Below are 15,483 nucleotides of genomic sequence, written 5' to 3'. Positions count from 1 at the left end.
ATGGCCTCCACCAGTTGGCCCTACCGATCCGCGAAGAGAGAATCCGATGGCAGAGCGCATCATCGATTGGAACGACCACACCGACACGACCTCGGCCGCCCTCCGGGCAGCCCGGGAGCAGCGGGGCGAAGCGGCGGAGACCGTCGCCCAGAAGGCCGGCCTGTCGCCCGTCCACTACGCCAAGCTCGAAGAGGGCATCGCCCTCGACCTCGCACCGCGCGTCGAGGCCATCGAGCGACTCTGCGCGGCACTCGAGATCGAGCCGGGCGACCTGCTCCCACTCCCCTGGACGATCGAGGACGTCTCCGACCTGCCGGACGCGGGCGACTCCGCGTGACCACCCCATCATCTCATTGGTATTCTGAGAGTGACAATCACGAAAAGGCCATCTGGAGAGGGCATCATGAGCAGCAGCAACTACACCTGGGATGAGTTCGCGGTCGACATCGGCGCACGCATCAAGGCCGCGCGGCTCGCCAAGGGCATGAGCCAGGAGAAGGTCGCACGGGCAGCCAATATCGCCACCTTCACGTACCAGAAGCTCGAGAAGGGCGTCGCACGTCCCGGCGCCGCGCTCAACCCGCGGCTCACCACACTCGTGTCCCTGTGCCGCGCACTCGACGTCACCATCGACGACCTCATCCCCACCAAGTGGCCCGCCGAGATCCCGAGCGTCGAACGCGGAGCGCGCTGACGACTCCCCGTCATGTCATCCCGTGGGTGGACACATCCAGCTCGTGTCCGCCCACGGACCGCACCACGTTCCGACCGGCGACCGACGCCTGCAACCACGGGATTTTCCTAATGTCGAGGTATGACACAGACCGCGACATCCTCCGTCCTGTCCGGCACCGCAGCACGTGCCCGCGACCTCACCAAGACCTACGGGCGCGGTAGCACCGAGGTCCACGCCCTGCGCGGCGTCGACCTCGACCTCCCCGCCGGACGCTTCACGGCCATCATGGGACCCTCCGGCTCCGGCAAGTCGACCCTCATGCACTGCCTGGCCGGACTCGACACCCCCACCGGCGGCGAGATCACCGTCGGCGGACAACACCTCCAGACACTGAGCGACACCGCCCTCACCCGCTTCCGTCGCGACCACATCGGCTTCGTCTTCCAGGCCTTCAACCTGCTGCCGATGCTCACCGCGCGCCAGAACATCTGGCTGCCCCTCGACCTCGCCGGGAGCCGCGCCGACGACGCCACCCGGCGCCGCTTCGACGATGTCGTCGACGTCCTCGGCATCCGCGAACGACTCGACCACCGTCCCAGCGAGCTCTCCGGGGGCCAGCAGCAGCGCGTCGCCATCGCCCGCGCCCTCGTCACCACGCCCGACATCGTCTTCGCCGACGAACCGACTGGCAACCTCGACAGCGAGTCCTCCCGCGAGGTGCTGGACTTCCTGCGACGCTCCTGCCGCGAGTTCGGCCAGACCGTCGTCATGGTGACCCACGAGATCGACGCCGCCAGCTACGCCGACGACGTCCTCGTGCTCGCCGACGGCCGCATCCGCGCCCGCCTCGAACGCCCGACCCCCGAGGCCCTCGTCGACGCGCTGCGCGGGGGGCGCGCCTGATGCGCACCGTCACCCTCGCCTCCCTACGCCTCTACAAGCGGCGCTATGTGGCCGCCTTCCTCGCCGTCGCGATCGGCGTCGCCTTCATCGTGACCATCGGCGCCCTCAACGCCTCCGCCAAGGACGGACTCACCACCGGCGTGGGCACGCCGTACCGGGGTGCCGACCTCGTCGCCGCTGACGTCTACGAACCCGAACGGGCCGCCGCGATCGTCGACGCGGTCGAGGCCGACGGCGGCATCGCCTCGCCCATGGGCTACGCCATGGAAGACGCCGGAACAGTCGGCGTCGTGTCCGATGACGACACCCTTCGCTGGCAGGTCCTCTCCGACGGCGCCTGGCCCCGCGCCCCCGGCGAGATCGTCGTCGACCGGCAGGCCGCCAAGAGCAACGACGCCGCCATCGGCGACGACATCGAGATCTCCGGCATGACCTTCCAGGTCGTCGGCATCGTCGAATCCGGCGAGGCCTCCATGCGGGCCGACTACTACGCCCTCTGGGAGGACGTCAGCCAGCTCGGCTCCTTCTGGACCGACGCGGTGCTCGTCACGGGCTCCAGCGAGAGCACCATCCTCGACGCCGCACCCGATGCGCGCGTCCTCACGGCCGACGCCTATATCGACGAACGCCAGCAGGAGATCTTCCAGGGCACCGATGTCCTGACCTTCCTGCTGCTGATCTTCGTCACCATCGCACTCACCGTCGCCGCCATCGTCATCGCCAACACCTTCTCGATCCTGTTCGCGCAGCGCACCTCCGATATCGCGATGCTGCGCTGCGTCGGAGCCACCCAGGCGCAGGTGCGGCGGTCCGTGCGCGTCGAGTCGCTCGCCATCGGCATCGTCTCCTCGGTGGCCGGCATCATCGGCGGCCTCGCGCTCTCCTTCGGCGCGATCAGCGCGGTGCGCGCCGCCTTCGACAACGTGCCCCTGGGCGACCCCACCGTCCCGCTGCCGTGGCTGCTGGCCGGGTTCGTGGTCGGCGTCCTGGTGACGGTCGTCGCGGCCTGGTTCCCGACCCGCGCCACCACCCGCGTCAGCCCCCTCGCGGCACTGCGTCCCGCGGACGGCTCCGGCCTCGGCAGCGCCGCCGGCCGCGTGCGCCTGGCGAGCGGAATCGGCCTCCTGCTGGCCGGTACGGCACTGCTGGTCCTCGCCGTGGCGAGCCAGAGCATCGTCGCCATGCTCGGCGGCGGTGTCCTGTCCTTCGTCAGCATCCTCGTGCTGGGACCATCCATCGTCCCGCCGATGATCCGCGCCGCCGGAGCACTGGCACGACCCATCGCCGGCGCCACCGCCCGCATCGCGACCGACAACGCCATCCGCAATCCGAAGCGCACCGCCACCACCACCTCGGCGCTGCTCGTCGGAGTGACCCTGACCAGCGCGGTCGTCGTCGGCATGGCGAGCACCTCCAACGCGATCGCCGAGGAGAACCGCGTCAGCTATCCGGTCGACGCCGCCGTGGGTGCCGACACCGAGCTCCCCGCCGACACCGTGGACCGGCTGCTGGCCGTCCCGGACGTCGAGGAGGTCACCACCCTCGCCGGAACGATGGGAAGCATCGACGGCATCACCACCCCCGTGGCCTCGACCCCCCGGGACACGTCGATCCTGCACGACACCGAGCGGCTGCCGGTCGACGGCGAGATCCTGCTGGGCGACGACATCGCCCGGGAGCTCGACTTCCCCGACACGGTGACCCTCGACGCCGGCAACCGTCAGCTGACCCTCGACGCGCGCATCGGCGACTACGGGCACACGCCGCTCGTCTCCATCGACACGATGCGCTCGATCACGGGTTCGACCGTGCCGGTCGCCGCCTGGATCGGCACGAGCGCCGGGGCAGACCCCAGTGAGGTCGTCGGCGATCTCACCGCCGTCGCGTCGGGCCTCGACCTCCAGCTGAGTCAGTCGATCGAGCAACGGGGATACATCGAGCAGCAGATGACCATCATGACGGCCGTCGTAGTGGGGCTCCTCGGGATCGCCGTGTTGATCGCGCTGGTCGGGATCGGCAGCACACTGGGGCTTTCCGTGCTCGAACGGCGCCGCGAGAACGCCTTGCTCCGCGCCCTCGGCGTGACCCGGCGGCAGCTGCGCGCGACCCTCACGATCGAGGCGATCCTGCTGGCCGGAGCGGCGGCCGTGCTCGGAGTGGCGATCGGGACACTGTTCGGCTGGATCGGCGTCGAGGTGCTGATCGGGCAGCTCACCGATGCCGCAAGCTTGAGCGTCCCGGTCGGTCAGCTGCTGGCGATCGTCGCCATCGCCGGGGTCGCGGGCGTGCTGGCCTCGGTGCTGCCCTCCCGCCGCGCGGCCAAGGTGGCACCGGCCGCGGGTCTCACCATCGAGTGACCCGCAGCGGGCGGTGGGCTACGCACCCCTCGACGCCGGGAGCGGTGAGATAGGCACCTCTCACCCGCCGTGAGACGTGCGTGGGTCACCGCTCACGCGAGTCCCCGCCCGCGCGCGATCGATGGCGGTACGTGGTCAACGTTATCCGGGCTCTATGAGGTTGATGGGCTACCGCCGCCCACGGAAGCCATTGAGAGAGCTAGCGAACCGGGTCCACTCGAGGCATAATTCAACACATGATGAATAAATCCATCGAGGTGGACCGACTCGTCGTCCAGCGCGGCCGGTCCACCGTGCTGCCCGGCTTGGACGTCGCCATCGGCGCGGGCTCCATCACCGGCCTGCTCGGACCGAGCGGCAGCGGCAAGACCACGCTCATCCGCTGTATCGCCGGCGTTCAGCAGATCGCCTCCGGCACCGTCCAGGTGCTCGGCGAGCCCGCCGGCACACCACGCAACCGGGCCCGAGTGGGCTACGTGACCCAGGCCAGCTCGGTCTACGCCGACCTCACCGTCGAACAGAACCTGCGCTACTTCGCCGACCTCGCCGGCGCCACACGCACCCGAATCGACGAGGTGCTCGGTCTCGTCGACCTCGTCAACCACCGCAGTGCCCTGACCGGGAACCTCTCCGGCGGACAGCGCACCCGCGTCTCCCTCGCCGCCGCGCTGGTCGCCGCACCCGAGGTCTACCTGCTCGACGAGCCCACCGTCGGGCTCGATCCGGTGCTGCGTCGCGACCTCTGGCAGCTCTTCGCCGACCTCGCGAGCGACGGCGCGACGTTACTCGTCTCCAGCCACGTGATGGACGAGGCCGCCCGCTGCGACCGCGTCCTCCTGCTACGGGACGGCCACCTCATCGCCGACGACACCCCCGCCGGCCTGCGCGCCGATGCCGGCACCGACGACCTCGACGAAGCATTCCTCCGCATCGCCGAACGAGAGGCGGCCTGATGTCCCGCACACTCGCCACCGCACGCCGCGTCCTCCAGCAGCTGTCCCACGATCCCCGCAGCATCGTGCTGATCGCCGCGATGCCCTCGATCCTGCTGCTCGTCTTCCGTTACGTCTATGACGCCCAACCCGGCGTGTTCGACCGCATCGGTCCCCAGATGATCGGGCTGTTCCCGTTCATCATCATGTTCCTCGTGACCTCCGTGACGATGGTGCGCGAACGGACCTCCGGCACCCTCGAACGCCTGCTCACCACCCGACTGCGGCGCGGCGAGCTGATCGGCGGTTACGCCCTCGCCTTCGCCGTCGCCGCTCTCACACAGGCGGCGATCACCACGGCCTTCGCGCTCTGGGTGCTCGGACTCGACATCGCGCTCCCCTGGGTGCTGCTCGCCTTCGCCGTGCTCGGCGCCGTCGTCGGCACCGCGCTCGGGCTGCTCGCCTCGGCCTTCGCGCGGACCGAGTTCCAGGCCGTGCAGTTCATGCCGCTGGTGATCGTGCCGCAGATCCTGCTCTGCGGACTCCTCCTCGCCCGCGATCAGATGCCCGATGTGCTGTACGCGATCTCGTGGGCCCTGCCGCTGAGCTACGCCACCGATGCCTTCACCGAGCTGGCCTCGTCCGACAGCTTCTCCGGCGATCTCCTGCGGGACCTGCTCGTCCTCATCGGGTTCGCCCTCGTGGCGGTCTTCGGCGCGTCACTCACGTTACGACGGAGGACGGCGTGACCGGTCGCCGACGCGGCCGGCCTCGCAGCTCGGAATCGGCCGATCGGCGCGCGGCGATCCTGGCGTCGGCGCGGACCGCCTTCGCCGCGCGGGGCTTCCAGGGCACCACGGTGCGCGCGGTGGCCGCGGACGCGGGAGTGGACCCCAGCCTCGTCGCGCACTACTTCGGCAGCAAGGAGCGGCTCTTCGTCGCCACGATGGAACTGCCGGTCGACCCCGCCGCCAAACTCGCGGGCGTCATCGCCGAGGGGCCCGAGGGACTCGGCGAGCGACTGGTGCGGACCTTCGTGTCCTCGTGGGACCCGCATCGCGAGGTCATCGCGGCCCTCCTTCGAGGCGCGGTCTCCGGCAGCGAGGCCTCTCCACCGGTCATCGAGATGGCCCGCGAGGTGCTCGTCGCGGCGATCCACTCCGCCCTCGAGGGTGAACGGCGCGAACTCCGCGCGGAACTCGTCGCGGCGCAGGTCATCGGGCTCGGCATGGCCCGCTACGTCGCCGCCTTCGAGCCGCTCGCCTCGTCTCCCGTCGAGGACGTGGTGGCGGCCTACGCGCCGGCGGTGCAATCCCTCATCGACGGGTGATCGCACAGCGGTCGCGGCCTGCGCCTGGGCGGTGAGCAGTCACGCACCTGGGGCGACGGGGCGCGGGATGGCCCACCGGGCACCGGGCACCGGGCACCGGGCACCGGGCACCGGGCACCGGGCACCGGGCACCGACGGAGGATGTGACTCTACGGTTGCCATGACGACCCTCGAGTCACATCCTCGGTCGGGGATGGGACGCACGATGTGACTCTGCGGCACTCATGGCCACCGCAGAGTCACATCTTCCGTCTCCACAGGGCGGGCCGGTGGAGTGGGTCGGTCAGTTGGCGAGAGCGGCGATGCCGACGAGAAGGAAAGCGATGAACGAGATCGGCACAACCCACGCGGCCGCGATCGCCATCGTCACCGTGGTGCCGATCCGAGGAGGGAAGAAGTAGCGCGCCCGCGGCAGGTCGCCGACACTGTCGATCCACTTGCCGCTGAGGCCCACCGTGTTCCACACCCCTCGCAGCCTGGAGAAGACACGGGTACCACCGTCTCCGCCGGTGATCTGGAGCAAGGCGCCCCGAGCGTCCTCGACCTTGCCGCTCATGCTCACCGCGATACCCAGCTCGGTGGCCAACCGGTCCGGCTCGGCCACGGCCTGCAGGATCCGCCAGCGACGGAATCCGAACACGAAGACCACCAGACCCAGCACGAGGGCGACGGCCAGCGCGACCCACCGCACCCCACTGCCCTCCACGATCGCGATCATCAGCAGACCGGCGATGAAGGGCAGCGGCAGGACGAGCAAGGCCAACGTGGGCCAGCGCAACAGCCGCACGGCGAGCGTGATGACCTGCGCGGCACGCGTCGATGCGTCCGCCGTCTGCCCGTCGATCCGGGAAGCCATGTCGTCGACGGCACGATTCGCCCGCGACCCCATCCCGTCCTTGCCACTCCTGCTCATATCCCCAGCCTAGGCGTCGTCGGCAATCCGCGGGCCGCTCGGCGAGAGCGGTGGGATAGACACCTCTCACTCGGATGGCCGGTGAGATAGACACCTCTCCGGGCCAGTGAGAGGTGCGTAAGTCACCCCTCGGGCCGGCGAGACGTGCGTAAGTCACCGCCCGGGCCGGCGAGACGTGCGTAAGTCACCCCTCGGGCCGGCGAGACGTGCGTAAGTCACCGCCCGCCCCGCGAGGTGCGTACGTCACCGCCCGGGGAGCGGACGACTACTGTGCGTGAGTGGCCATCGTCCTGTCGCTCCTCTCCGCGCTCGCCTACGGCGTCTCGGACTTCGTGGGCGGGACCACCTCCAAGCGCGCATCGCCCTGGCAGGTCGCGATCCTCGCCCAGTGCGTATCGCTCGTCCTCATGCTCGGCGTGGCCGCCACGGTCGGAGGCCGGCTGACCGGACACGACATCGCCATGGCCGTGATCGCCGGCCTCGGCAACGGTCTCGGGGCCGTCTTCCTCTATCGAGGCCTCGCGGGCGGACGGATGAGCGTCGTCGCGCCCATCTCGGCGGTCGGCACCGCCCTCATCCCGGTCGTCATGGGACTCGGCTTGGGTGATCGACCCGGACTCGTCGCCGGCGCGGGCATCCTGTGCGCCTTCCCCGCGATCGCGATGATCTCGCGACCACCGGCCGACGATCCCTCGCACCGCAGCGGCGGCGTCCTCGACGCGGTCCTCGCGGGCGTGGGCTTCGGCACGCTGTTCACGGCCCTCGCCCATGTCGGCGACGGCACCGGCCTGTGGCACTTCCCGGTCATCTACGTGACCTCGCTGATCCTCCTCGTGACGACCGCCGTCACGTTCCGTCAGCCGTGGAGGCCGAACCGCGCCTCACGTCCCGCCCTCGCGATGGGCGTGCTCAGCGTGATCGCCGGAGTGACCTTCTTCTTCAGCACCCGCTACGGCCTACTGTCGGTGGTGGCGGTGGTGTCGTCGCTCTACCCGGCCGCGACCGTCCTGCTCGCGGCATCGCTGCTGCGCGAGCGGATCGCCGCCTGGCAGGGCATCGGCCTGATCCTCGCGACCCTGGCCGTCTCCCTCGTGGCGCTCGGCTGACCTACTTGAGGAACTTGCTGGTGCTGCGGTTCTTGAGCGGCTTGCCGCCGGTCTGACAGGTGGGGCAATACTGCAGTGACGAGTCGGCGAAGACGACCTCCGCGATCGTGTCGCCGCACACATCGCAGGTCTCGCCCGCCCGGCCGTGCACCCGCATCCGGGCCCGCTTGGAGTCCTTCAGCTCCGAGGCCGGCTTGCCCGCCGATGCCGCCATCGCCTCGGTCAGGACATCGTGCACCGCCGACTCGAGCCGCGCGACCTCGTGGTCATCGAGCTGCTCGGCGATCGCGAATGGCGACAGCCGCGCCGCGTGCAGGATCTCGTCGCTGTACGCATTGCCGATACCGGCGATGATCTTCTGATCCCGCAACAGTCGCTTGACCTGCATCTTGCGGGCCAGCAACGGGCGCAGCTCGAAGCCCTCGGCCAGCGGATCCGGGCCGAGGGCCGCGATACCGGGCACCTCCTGCGGATCACGCACCGTATAGACGGCGAGGCCCTTGCGCGTACCGGCCTCGGTGAGATCGAAACCGAGGCGGGGGCCCTCGCCGGCATCCAGCCGCAGTCGCATCGCGATCGGGCCGTTGCCCATCTTGAGGCGTTTGTCGGCGAGCTGATCGGACCAGCGGATCCATCCGGCCTTGGCCAGGTGGATCACCAGGTGCAATCCGTCGACCTCGATATCGATGAACTTGCCGTGCCGGGAGACCCCGGTGACAGCGAGCCCGGTGTACGCCGAGACCGGCGGGTCGAAGGTCTTGAGCACGGCGAAGGAGGCGAGCTCGATGTCGGCCACCACCGCCCCGACACACCGCTCGCGCAGGAAGCCGACCAATGCGTCGACCTCGGGCATCTCGGGCATGGGGTCAGCTTAGAGCTCTCCGCCGACACGCGTCAGCCGGCGCGCAACTGGGCATTGACCGCAGCGGCGGCTCCGCGCGCATCGTCGATCACGATGAAGAGGGGGCGCGCGTCGCGACGATGGATCACGACCGCCTCGCCGCGCTGATACACCACGCCCGTGCCGCGAGGCGTCATCCGCACACCCCAGCCGCCGAACTCGCCGGGCCCGATCGTGGTGACCTCGGCCCCGGTGATCCGGTCGGCACCGACACGCCAAACCGGCCAGGGCGCGAGGCTACGCAGACGCACGCCGCGCTGATCGACGGTCACCCGCCACCAGGCGGTCGCCAACAGCGGCAGGCCGGTCACCACGAGGATGATGCCGACCATGAAACCGGGCGCGGGCAGGAACAACAGGACCACCCCGGCGAGGAGCACGACCCCGGAGATGCCCAGGAAGATGTCGCTGCGGACGACCCCGGACCAATCCGCACTCGCCGCGGCGGGGACCGGATCATCGGGATGGCTGCCCTCGTACCGATCGCGCGGGGTGAGGAGACCACCGACGGCGCATCCCACTGCGGCGGCACCGATCGCCGCGACGAACCACCAGCTCGAGAGCTCGACACCGCTCGCATCGTCCAGGCCGCGCTGCGCACCCGTCGTGGCGAGGTCGAGTCCGATGACGAAGGAGGTCAGGCCGACCGTGAGCGCGGCGGCGAGCCGGCTCGGCGCCTTCAGCGCCCACACCACGGCACCCACCAGGAGGGCGATACCGGGGCCGACGGCGAGGGTCGTCATGAGCGAGACCGGCAGTGAGCTGTAACCGTCCGCGACACCGGAACCGCCCCAATGCCGGGCGATCTGGTCGGGCAGATCACCCGACCAACTCCACACCACGGCGACCCCCGCCAGACCGATCACGACGGGAAGGCCGAACACGATCCAGGCAGCACGAGGATGTCGGGTCATGTCCCCACGCTATCGAGCGCTCACCTCGGCGCGGGCACCCGCCGAGTGGTGCAAAATCACCCCGGACTCGATGAATCCGGGGCGAGATTGCACCACTCGTGAGGAGGGCGAGCGCGCGGACGGGCCGACGCGCTCGCCGTGCGGGTCAGACCTGAGCGGGGCGGCGCTCACCGCTGCGACGCCGGTTGCGATTACGGTTCCGGTTGCGATTGCGGTTGTTGCCGTTCGCTCCCGGACCCTGCGCACCGGGACCGCCGCGACGAGCCGGGGTGTCCTCGACCGGCGCGGGACGACCGGCACCCGAGAGGGCGTCGACCGTCATCGGCGACGGAGCGGTGGCGGCATCGTGATGCCGCGCCTCCACCCCGGCCTTGCGCTGCAGGGCGATGACGTCCTTGATGTTCTCGGGAGTGGCGACCGTGACCACGGTGCCCTTCTCCCCCGCGCGCGCCGTACGGCCCGAGCGGTGCAGGTACGCCTTGTGCTCGGCCGGCGGATCGTAGTGGACCACCAGGCCGATGCCGTCGATGTGAATGCCGCGCGCTGCGACATCCGTGGCGACGATCGCCGTCGCATCGCCACGCGTGAACTTGGCGAGATTGCGCTCACGACGACGCTGGTCGAGATCACCGTGCAGATCGACCGACTCCACGCCACGCTGCGTCAGCTGACGCGCGAGACGCGCCGCGCCGCGCTTGGTGCGCGTGAACACGATCGTGCGCGGATTGGCCTCGAGCAGCGAGGTCAAGGTCGTCGACCGCTGGTCACCGGGGACGAGCAGCACGTGGTGCTCCATCGTGACCGGCTGTCCCGCCAGCTCGTCGAGCTCGTGCAGGCGATGCTGCGGCAGGTGCTTCTGCACGAGCCGGTTGACATCACCGTCGAGGGTCGCCGAGAGGAGCAGTCGCTGACCGTCCTTGGGCGTCTTGGACAGCAGCGCGTCGACGGGCTTGTAGAAGCCGAGGTCGCACAGGTGATCGGCCTCGTCGAGCACGGTCATCTCGACATCGTCGAGGCTCACCTCGCCACGATCGAGCAGGTCACCGAGGCGACCGGGAGTGGCGACGAGGATGTCGACCGGACGCGACAGGTCGCGGATCTGACGGTTGATCGGCACGCCGCCGTAGACCGTCAGCACGCGCAGCCCCAGCGGGATCGCGAGCGGCTTGATGACCTCTTGGACCTGGGTGGCGAGCTCACGCGTCGGCAGGATGATGAGCGCGCGCGGACGCTGCCGGCGGCTCGACCCATCGGCCAGCCGGGCGAGGACGGGCAGGCTGAAGGCCAGCGTCTTGCCCGAGCCCGTGCGGGCACGGCCGAGGACGTGGCGGCCTTCCAGCGCGTCGGGGATGACGGCGGCCTGGACCGGGGTGGGGCTCGTGATCTGCTGACGCATCAGCGCCGACACGAGCGGCTTCGGAAGATCGAAGGAGGAAGAAAAGGTGGGCAGCACGGGGCTGCCGGAAGGGTGATTCACAGAACTCTCAGACGTTGCGGATGCCCGCTACCAAGTCACGCAGTATTGCGTAGTTTCGTCGGGCCGAGCGTCAGCCAGCGTCGTCGCGGCGCGCTCGTTCTGTATCAGTCTACCGCCTCGCCCAACCTCCGCCGAGGCCGGGCGAGGCGGAACCGCTCACCACGAGGACTTGGTGATGCCCGGGAGCTCGCCGGCATGAGCCGCCGAACGGAAGCGGATTCGCGACAGTCCGGCCTTGCCGATGTGCCCCCGAGGACGCCCGTCGACCTGGTCCCGGCGGCGGAAACGCACTGCCGCGGAGTCCCGAGGCAGCTTGGCGAGGGCCCGCGAGGCGGCGAGCCGCTCGGCCATCGGCAGGGTCGTGTCCTTGCTGGCGTGTCGGAGCTCGGCCCGGCGATCGGCGTGTCGTTCCACCAGCTCACGGCGCCGCTCGTTCTTGACGATCTTGCTGCGCTTCGCCATCAGCGCTCCTCCCGAAAGTCGACATGTCGCCGAATCACCGGATCGAACTTGCGCAGAACGAGGCGATCGGGGTCGTTGCGGCGATTCTTGCGAGTGACATAGGTGTAGCCGGTCCCGGCAGTGGACCGCAGCTTCACCACCGGACGGACGTCCGAGCTCCTCGAGCTCATACCTTCTCCCCTCTCTTCTGGATCTCGGCGACGACGGCGTCGATGCCGCGCCGATCGATGGCCTTGATGCCGCGCGCGCTCACCGTCAGCGTGACGCGGCGGTTCAGGCTCGGCACCCAGTAGGTCTTGCGCTGGATGTTGACGTCGAACCGCCGCTTGGTGCGGCGATGCGAATGCGAGAAAGCGTGGCCGAAGCCCGGACCCGCTCCCGTCACCTGACAGATACGTGACATACGATCTCCTTGTTGAGAATGACTCTCATGACGATATCATCGTAGCGATCCTCCAGAAAGGTCCACCATGAAGCGCGACATCCACCCCGCCTACCGGCCCGTGGTGTTCCGCGACCGCGCCGGCGGCCTCACGCTGCTGACCCGGTCCACGGCCACCAGTGACGACACCATCGACCTCGACGGGCAGACCTACCCCGTCATCGACGTCGACATCTCCGCGGCCAGCCACCCGTTCTGGACCGGACGCGGACGAGTCATGGACACCGAGGGCCGCGTCGAGCGGTTCAACCGGCGCTACGGAGCCGGCCGGTGACCACCCCCGTCGCGATCGTCACGGGCACCCAGGCCGAGGCCGTCGAACGCACGGTGCTGACCCTCGCGTGGGACACGCTCGGCGCCGTCGCGGTCCACCACACGATCGACGTCACCCGCCAGACCCTCACCCGTGTGGTCGCCGACCACACCGGAATCCTCGAGCGCGAGGAGCTCGACCTCGATCACGCATGCGCCAGCTGCGCGCTGCGCGAGGACATCCTGCCCACGCTGGCGCGCCTCGCCCACACCGGCCGATGGAGCTCGATCGTCGCCCATCTGCCGATCAGCGCCGACGCGACCGGCATCTGCCGCGTCATCGACTACGATCCGGAGTACCGGGACCTACTGCGCGTCAGCGAGGTCATCGCCGTGGTCGACGGGCCGGAGTGGGAGAACGACCTGCTCGGCGACGACCTGCTGATCGAGCGGGAGATCCACACCTCCGCCGAGGACGGACGCAGTGTCGCCGAGACCCTCAGCTCACTGATCGAGTACGCGGACACCGTGCTGGCGGTGGGCGAGCTCCCCGACGAGGGAGGCGATCTGATCTCGGTGCTGGCCCGTCCCGGAGCCCGGCTCGTGCCCGACCATCTCGTCTACGCCCTCGACCCCGGCCGGACCCGCCATCACGATGCCGCCGAGACCTGGGTCGATCCGATGGGAACCCAGCCGGTCGGACTGATCGAGAAGGGCACCGCCTGGACCGTGGAGCTGCGCTCGGACCGCCCCTTCCACCCCGGGCGGCTCCGCGAGCACATCGCCGAGCTGGGCGGAGGCCCACGCCGCTCGCGCGGATGCTTCTGGCTGGCATCGCGCCCCGGCCAGGCCTGCGAGTGGTCCGGCGCGGGCGGCCAGCTCAGTGTCGGCACCGCGCTCGTGCAGCCCGACGGGCCGCCGCACACCCGGCTGCTCGCGACCGGCGTCGACGACGAGATCGACGAGATCGTCACGTTGTTCAACCGCTGCCTCGTCACCGACGAGGAGATCGCCAGGCGCGGCTGGGCCTGGAACATCGCCGACGACGGATTCGACCCCTGGCTCGGCCCGATCGAGCGCGCCGCCTGACCCCACGGAGGAGACCCCATGGCCGTACCGAAACGCAAGACCTCACGCAGCAACACGCGGCATCGCCGCAGTCAGTGGAAGGCCAAGCCCGTCGATCTGGTCCCGGTGACCACAGGCGGCGACACCGTCCGCGTCCCGCGCCGCCTCGTCAAGGCGGTCCACGCGGGACTCGTCGACCCCAAGGAGTACCGATGAAGGTCCGCAACTCGATCCGCTCACTGAAGAACCAGCCCGGATCCCAGGTGGTCCGCCGCCGCGGCCGCACCTACGTCATCAACAAGCAGAACCCCCGCCTCAAAGCCCGCCAGGGGTAACCGAAACCCCAACCCAAGCGCGGCCTCGATACACGTCGGCCGTGAAGGGTCCCGATCGGTGGTTGAGTAGGCACGGCGAGCGCAGCGAGCACGTGCCGTATCGAAACCACCACACCCAAGCGTGGCCTCGATACGCGTCGGCCGCGAACGGCCTTCGGCTACTCGACCACCGAGGATCCAATCCGGTGGTTGAGTGGGTCCGAGGAACGAGGGCCGTATCGAAACCACCACACCCAAGCGCGGTCTCGATACGCTCCCTCGTTCCTCCCCCGCAAGCGGGAGGTGCCCCCAGGTCGCTACTCGACCACCGAGGGCCTGGATCAGTGATCTGGCTCCATGCGCAACCCGACCGCCTAGAGTGAGCGGCGTGACCACCACGACGCAGCAGATCACCCTCGCCCAGCGGCCGACCGGCCTCCCCGACGACTCGACCTGGTCGCTCGACACCGTCGAACTGCCCGATCCCGAGGACGGTCAGTTCCTGGTCCGCATCGATCACATCTCCCTCGACCCGGCCATGCGCGGCTGGCTCAACGACGTGCGCTCGTATGTGCCGCCGGTACAGATCGGCGCGGTCATGCGCGCCGGCGCCACCGGCCGTGTCGTCACGTCGCGTCACCCGGACTTCGCCGAGGGCGATGCGGTGACCGGAACCTTCGGCGTCACCGAATACGCGATCAGCGACGGCACCGGCGTCAGCCGCATCGACCTCGACGTGGCCGACTCCCCCACCTGGCTCGGTGCGCTCGGCATGCCGGGCATCACCGCCTACTTCGGCCTGACCGATGTCGGCGAGCTGCACGAGGGCGACACTGTCGTGATCTCGGCCGCCGCCGGTGCCGTGGGCAGCGTCGCCGGACAGATCGCCAAGGCCCGCGGCTGCCGCGTCATCGGCATCGCCGGAGGCCCCGAGAAGACGGCGTGGCTGCGTGAGATCGGCTTCGACGAGGCGATCGACTACAAGAACGAGAACGTGTTCAAGCGGCTGCGCGCCGTCGCCCCGGACGGCATCGACATCTATTTCGACAATGTCGGCGGCGACATCCTCGACGCCGCTCTCGCCAACCTGCGGCGCGGTGCCCGGGTGGTCATCTGCGGAGCGATCAGCCAGTACAACGCGGAGTCGCTGCCTCCCGGACCGAGCCGGTACATGTCGTTGCTCGTCTTCCGTGCCCGGATGCAGGGCTTCGTCGTCTTCGACTACGAGGACCGCTATCCCGAGGCGATCGACGCCATCGGCGCGATGATCACCGAGGGCTCGCTCCAGGCCCGCGAGACCGTGGTCGACGGTGGCGTCGCGGCCTTCGGCGACACCCTCCTCGGACTCTTCCGCGGAGACAACACCGGCAAGCTGGTCCTGCGCGTGGGCTGAGGTGCGGGCCGTGTCGTTCGGTGGTTGCCTGGGTACTGGATCA

20 protein-coding genes are annotated in these 15,483 nt (G+C 69.6%); 13 read left to right on the top strand and 7 right to left on the bottom strand.

What is annotated here, in order from left to right:
• The first annotated feature begins 46 nt into the window (after positions 1-46).
• From JL108_RS08655 to JL108_RS08625, 7 genes are all read left to right on the top strand, one after another.
• The gene (locus JL108_RS08655) at positions 47-337 is read left to right on the top strand and encodes a helix-turn-helix domain-containing protein (RefSeq protein ID WP_205197909.1); all 291 of its coding nucleotides are present in this window, start codon (positions 47-49) and stop codon (positions 335-337) included.
• Between the two features lie 66 nt (positions 338-403).
• The gene (locus JL108_RS08650) at positions 404-694 is read left to right on the top strand and encodes a helix-turn-helix domain-containing protein (protein WP_143914096.1); all 291 of its coding nucleotides are present in this window, start codon (positions 404-406) and stop codon (positions 692-694) included.
• Positions 695-814: 120 nt separating this feature from the next.
• On the top strand, positions 815-1,579 hold the full coding sequence (locus tag JL108_RS08645) for an ABC transporter ATP-binding protein (RefSeq protein ID WP_205197908.1): 765 nt from the start codon (positions 815-817) through the stop codon (positions 1,577-1,579).
• Positions 1,579-3,936 carry an ABC transporter permease gene (locus tag JL108_RS08640; protein ID WP_205197907.1) on the top strand — a complete coding sequence of 786 codons (2,358 nt, stop codon included), beginning with the start codon at positions 1,579-1,581 and terminating at the stop codon, positions 3,934-3,936. Before JL108_RS08645 ends, JL108_RS08640 begins: the two co-directional genes overlap by 1 nt.
• Positions 3,937-4,172: 236 nt before the next feature.
• Positions 4,173-4,889, top strand: a complete 717-nt coding sequence (locus JL108_RS08635; RefSeq protein ID WP_205197906.1) for an ABC transporter ATP-binding protein — start codon at positions 4,173-4,175, stop codon at positions 4,887-4,889.
• Positions 4,889-5,617, top strand: coding sequence for an ABC transporter permease (locus JL108_RS08630; RefSeq protein ID WP_205197905.1), 729 nt, complete (start codon positions 4,889-4,891; stop codon positions 5,615-5,617). The genes JL108_RS08635 and JL108_RS08630 overlap by 1 nt, the downstream gene beginning before the upstream one ends.
• The gene (locus JL108_RS08625) at positions 5,614-6,198 is read left to right on the top strand and encodes a TetR family transcriptional regulator (RefSeq protein ID WP_205197904.1); all 585 of its coding nucleotides are present in this window, start codon (positions 5,614-5,616) and stop codon (positions 6,196-6,198) included. The genes JL108_RS08630 and JL108_RS08625 overlap by 4 nt, the downstream gene beginning before the upstream one ends.
• 283 nt (positions 6,199-6,481) lie before the next feature.
• Here the strand turns inward: JL108_RS08625 and JL108_RS08620 are convergent, their stop codons facing one another.
• A complete protein-coding gene (locus JL108_RS08620) occupies positions 6,482-7,111 on the bottom strand; it encodes a hypothetical protein (RefSeq protein ID WP_205197903.1) in 630 nt (209 codons plus the stop codon).
• A gap of 278 nt (positions 7,112-7,389) precedes the next feature.
• Here JL108_RS08620 and JL108_RS08615 point away from each other — a divergent pair, with 278 nt between their 5' ends.
• The gene (locus tag JL108_RS08615; protein ID WP_205197902.1) at positions 7,390-8,217 is read left to right on the top strand and encodes a DMT family transporter; all 828 of its coding nucleotides are present in this window, start codon (positions 7,390-7,392) and stop codon (positions 8,215-8,217) included.
• Between the two features lies 1 nt (position 8,218).
• Here JL108_RS08615 and JL108_RS08610 read toward each other — a convergent pair whose 3' ends face one another.
• The 6 genes from JL108_RS08610 to rpmB form a co-directional block, all read right to left on the bottom strand.
• Positions 8,219-9,079, bottom strand: a complete 861-nt coding sequence (locus JL108_RS08610) for a DNA-formamidopyrimidine glycosylase family protein (RefSeq protein WP_205197901.1) — start codon at positions 9,077-9,079, stop codon at positions 8,219-8,221.
• 32 nt (positions 9,080-9,111) lie between these two features.
• Positions 9,112-10,032 carry a DUF1648 domain-containing protein gene (locus JL108_RS08605; RefSeq protein WP_205197900.1) on the bottom strand — a complete coding sequence of 307 codons (921 nt, stop codon included), beginning with the start codon at positions 10,030-10,032 and terminating at the stop codon, positions 9,112-9,114.
• 145 nt (positions 10,033-10,177) lie between these two features.
• Entirely contained in the window at positions 10,178-11,509 is a 1,332-nt protein-coding gene (locus JL108_RS08600) for a DEAD/DEAH box helicase (RefSeq protein WP_205197899.1), read from the bottom strand.
• Positions 11,510-11,665: 156 nt separating this feature from the next.
• Complete coding sequence (rpsN, locus tag JL108_RS08595; RefSeq protein ID WP_205197898.1) at positions 11,666-11,971, bottom strand: 30S ribosomal protein S14; 306 nt, start codon at positions 11,969-11,971, stop codon at positions 11,666-11,668.
• Positions 11,971-12,141 carry a 50S ribosomal protein L33 gene (gene rpmG / locus JL108_RS08590; RefSeq protein WP_205197897.1) on the bottom strand — a complete coding sequence of 57 codons (171 nt, stop codon included), beginning with the start codon at positions 12,139-12,141 and terminating at the stop codon, positions 11,971-11,973. The genes rpsN and rpmG overlap by 1 nt, the downstream gene beginning before the upstream one ends.
• Positions 12,138-12,374: a 50S ribosomal protein L28 gene (gene rpmB, locus JL108_RS08585; protein WP_205197896.1), complete on the bottom strand. Its 237-nt coding sequence runs from the start codon at positions 12,372-12,374 to the stop codon at positions 12,138-12,140. The genes rpmG and rpmB overlap by 4 nt, the downstream gene beginning before the upstream one ends.
• 67 nt (positions 12,375-12,441) lie before the next feature.
• Here rpmB and JL108_RS08580 point away from each other — a divergent pair, with 67 nt between their 5' ends.
• The 5 genes from JL108_RS08580 (at position 12,442) to JL108_RS08560 (ending at position 15,440) form a co-directional block, all read left to right on the top strand.
• Positions 12,442-12,687, top strand: a complete 246-nt coding sequence (locus JL108_RS08580) for a type B 50S ribosomal protein L31 (protein ID WP_205197895.1) — start codon at positions 12,442-12,444, stop codon at positions 12,685-12,687.
• Entirely contained in the window at positions 12,684-13,754 is a 1,071-nt protein-coding gene (locus tag JL108_RS08575; RefSeq protein ID WP_307837224.1) for a GTP-binding protein, read from the top strand. Before JL108_RS08580 ends, JL108_RS08575 begins: the two co-directional genes overlap by 4 nt.
• Positions 13,755-13,772: 18 nt before the next feature.
• Positions 13,773-13,949 carry a 50S ribosomal protein L32 gene (rpmF, locus tag JL108_RS08570; RefSeq protein ID WP_143914111.1) on the top strand — a complete coding sequence of 59 codons (177 nt, stop codon included), beginning with the start codon at positions 13,773-13,775 and terminating at the stop codon, positions 13,947-13,949.
• Positions 13,946-14,068: a type B 50S ribosomal protein L36 gene (gene ykgO / locus JL108_RS08565; protein ID WP_087623343.1), complete on the top strand. Its 123-nt coding sequence runs from the start codon at positions 13,946-13,948 to the stop codon at positions 14,066-14,068. Before rpmF ends, ykgO begins: the two co-directional genes overlap by 4 nt.
• A gap of 367 nt (positions 14,069-14,435) precedes the next feature.
• Positions 14,436-15,440, top strand: coding sequence for an NADP-dependent oxidoreductase (locus tag JL108_RS08560; protein ID WP_205197894.1), 1,005 nt, complete (start codon positions 14,436-14,438; stop codon positions 15,438-15,440).
• Positions 15,441-15,483: the final 43 nt, after the last annotated feature.

Origin of the sequence: Aeromicrobium sp. YIM 150415 (assembly GCF_016918125.1) — a bacterium.
GTDB lineage: Bacteria > Actinomycetota > Actinomycetes > Propionibacteriales > Nocardioidaceae > Aeromicrobium > Aeromicrobium piscarium.
Note: the sequence above shows the minus strand (reverse complement) of the source record. Positions and strands in the feature narration are given on the sequence as shown.

Coding starts and splice junctions, on each gene's coding strand:
- JL108_RS08635 (WP_205197906.1), top strand. CDS start 4,173: ATGATGAATAAATCCATCGAGGTGGACCGACTCGTCGTCCAGCGCGGC.
- rpmB (WP_205197896.1), bottom strand. CDS start 12,374: ATGTCACGTATCTGTCAGGTGACGGGAGCGGGTCCGGGCTTCGGCCAC.
- JL108_RS08650 (WP_143914096.1), top strand. CDS start 404: ATGAGCAGCAGCAACTACACCTGGGATGAGTTCGCGGTCGACATCGGC.
- JL108_RS08610 (WP_205197901.1), bottom strand. CDS start 9,079: ATGCCCGAGATGCCCGAGGTCGACGCATTGGTCGGCTTCCTGCGCGAG.
- rpmG (WP_205197897.1), bottom strand. CDS start 12,141: ATGAGCTCGAGGAGCTCGGACGTCCGTCCGGTGGTGAAGCTGCGGTCC.
- JL108_RS08645 (WP_205197908.1), top strand. CDS start 815: ATGACACAGACCGCGACATCCTCCGTCCTGTCCGGCACCGCAGCACGT.
- ykgO (WP_087623343.1), top strand. CDS start 13,946: ATGAAGGTCCGCAACTCGATCCGCTCACTGAAGAACCAGCCCGGATCC.
- rpmF (WP_143914111.1), top strand. CDS start 13,773: ATGGCCGTACCGAAACGCAAGACCTCACGCAGCAACACGCGGCATCGC.
- JL108_RS08630 (WP_205197905.1), top strand. CDS start 4,889: ATGTCCCGCACACTCGCCACCGCACGCCGCGTCCTCCAGCAGCTGTCC.
- JL108_RS08580 (WP_205197895.1), top strand. CDS start 12,442: ATGAAGCGCGACATCCACCCCGCCTACCGGCCCGTGGTGTTCCGCGAC.
- JL108_RS08605 (WP_205197900.1), bottom strand. CDS start 10,032: ATGACCCGACATCCTCGTGCTGCCTGGATCGTGTTCGGCCTTCCCGTC.
- JL108_RS08620 (WP_205197903.1), bottom strand. CDS start 7,111: ATGAGCAGGAGTGGCAAGGACGGGATGGGGTCGCGGGCGAATCGTGCC.
- rpsN (WP_205197898.1), bottom strand. CDS start 11,971: ATGGCGAAGCGCAGCAAGATCGTCAAGAACGAGCGGCGCCGTGAGCTG.
- JL108_RS08640 (WP_205197907.1), top strand. CDS start 1,579: ATGCGCACCGTCACCCTCGCCTCCCTACGCCTCTACAAGCGGCGCTAT.
- JL108_RS08655 (WP_205197909.1), top strand. CDS start 47: ATGGCAGAGCGCATCATCGATTGGAACGACCACACCGACACGACCTCG.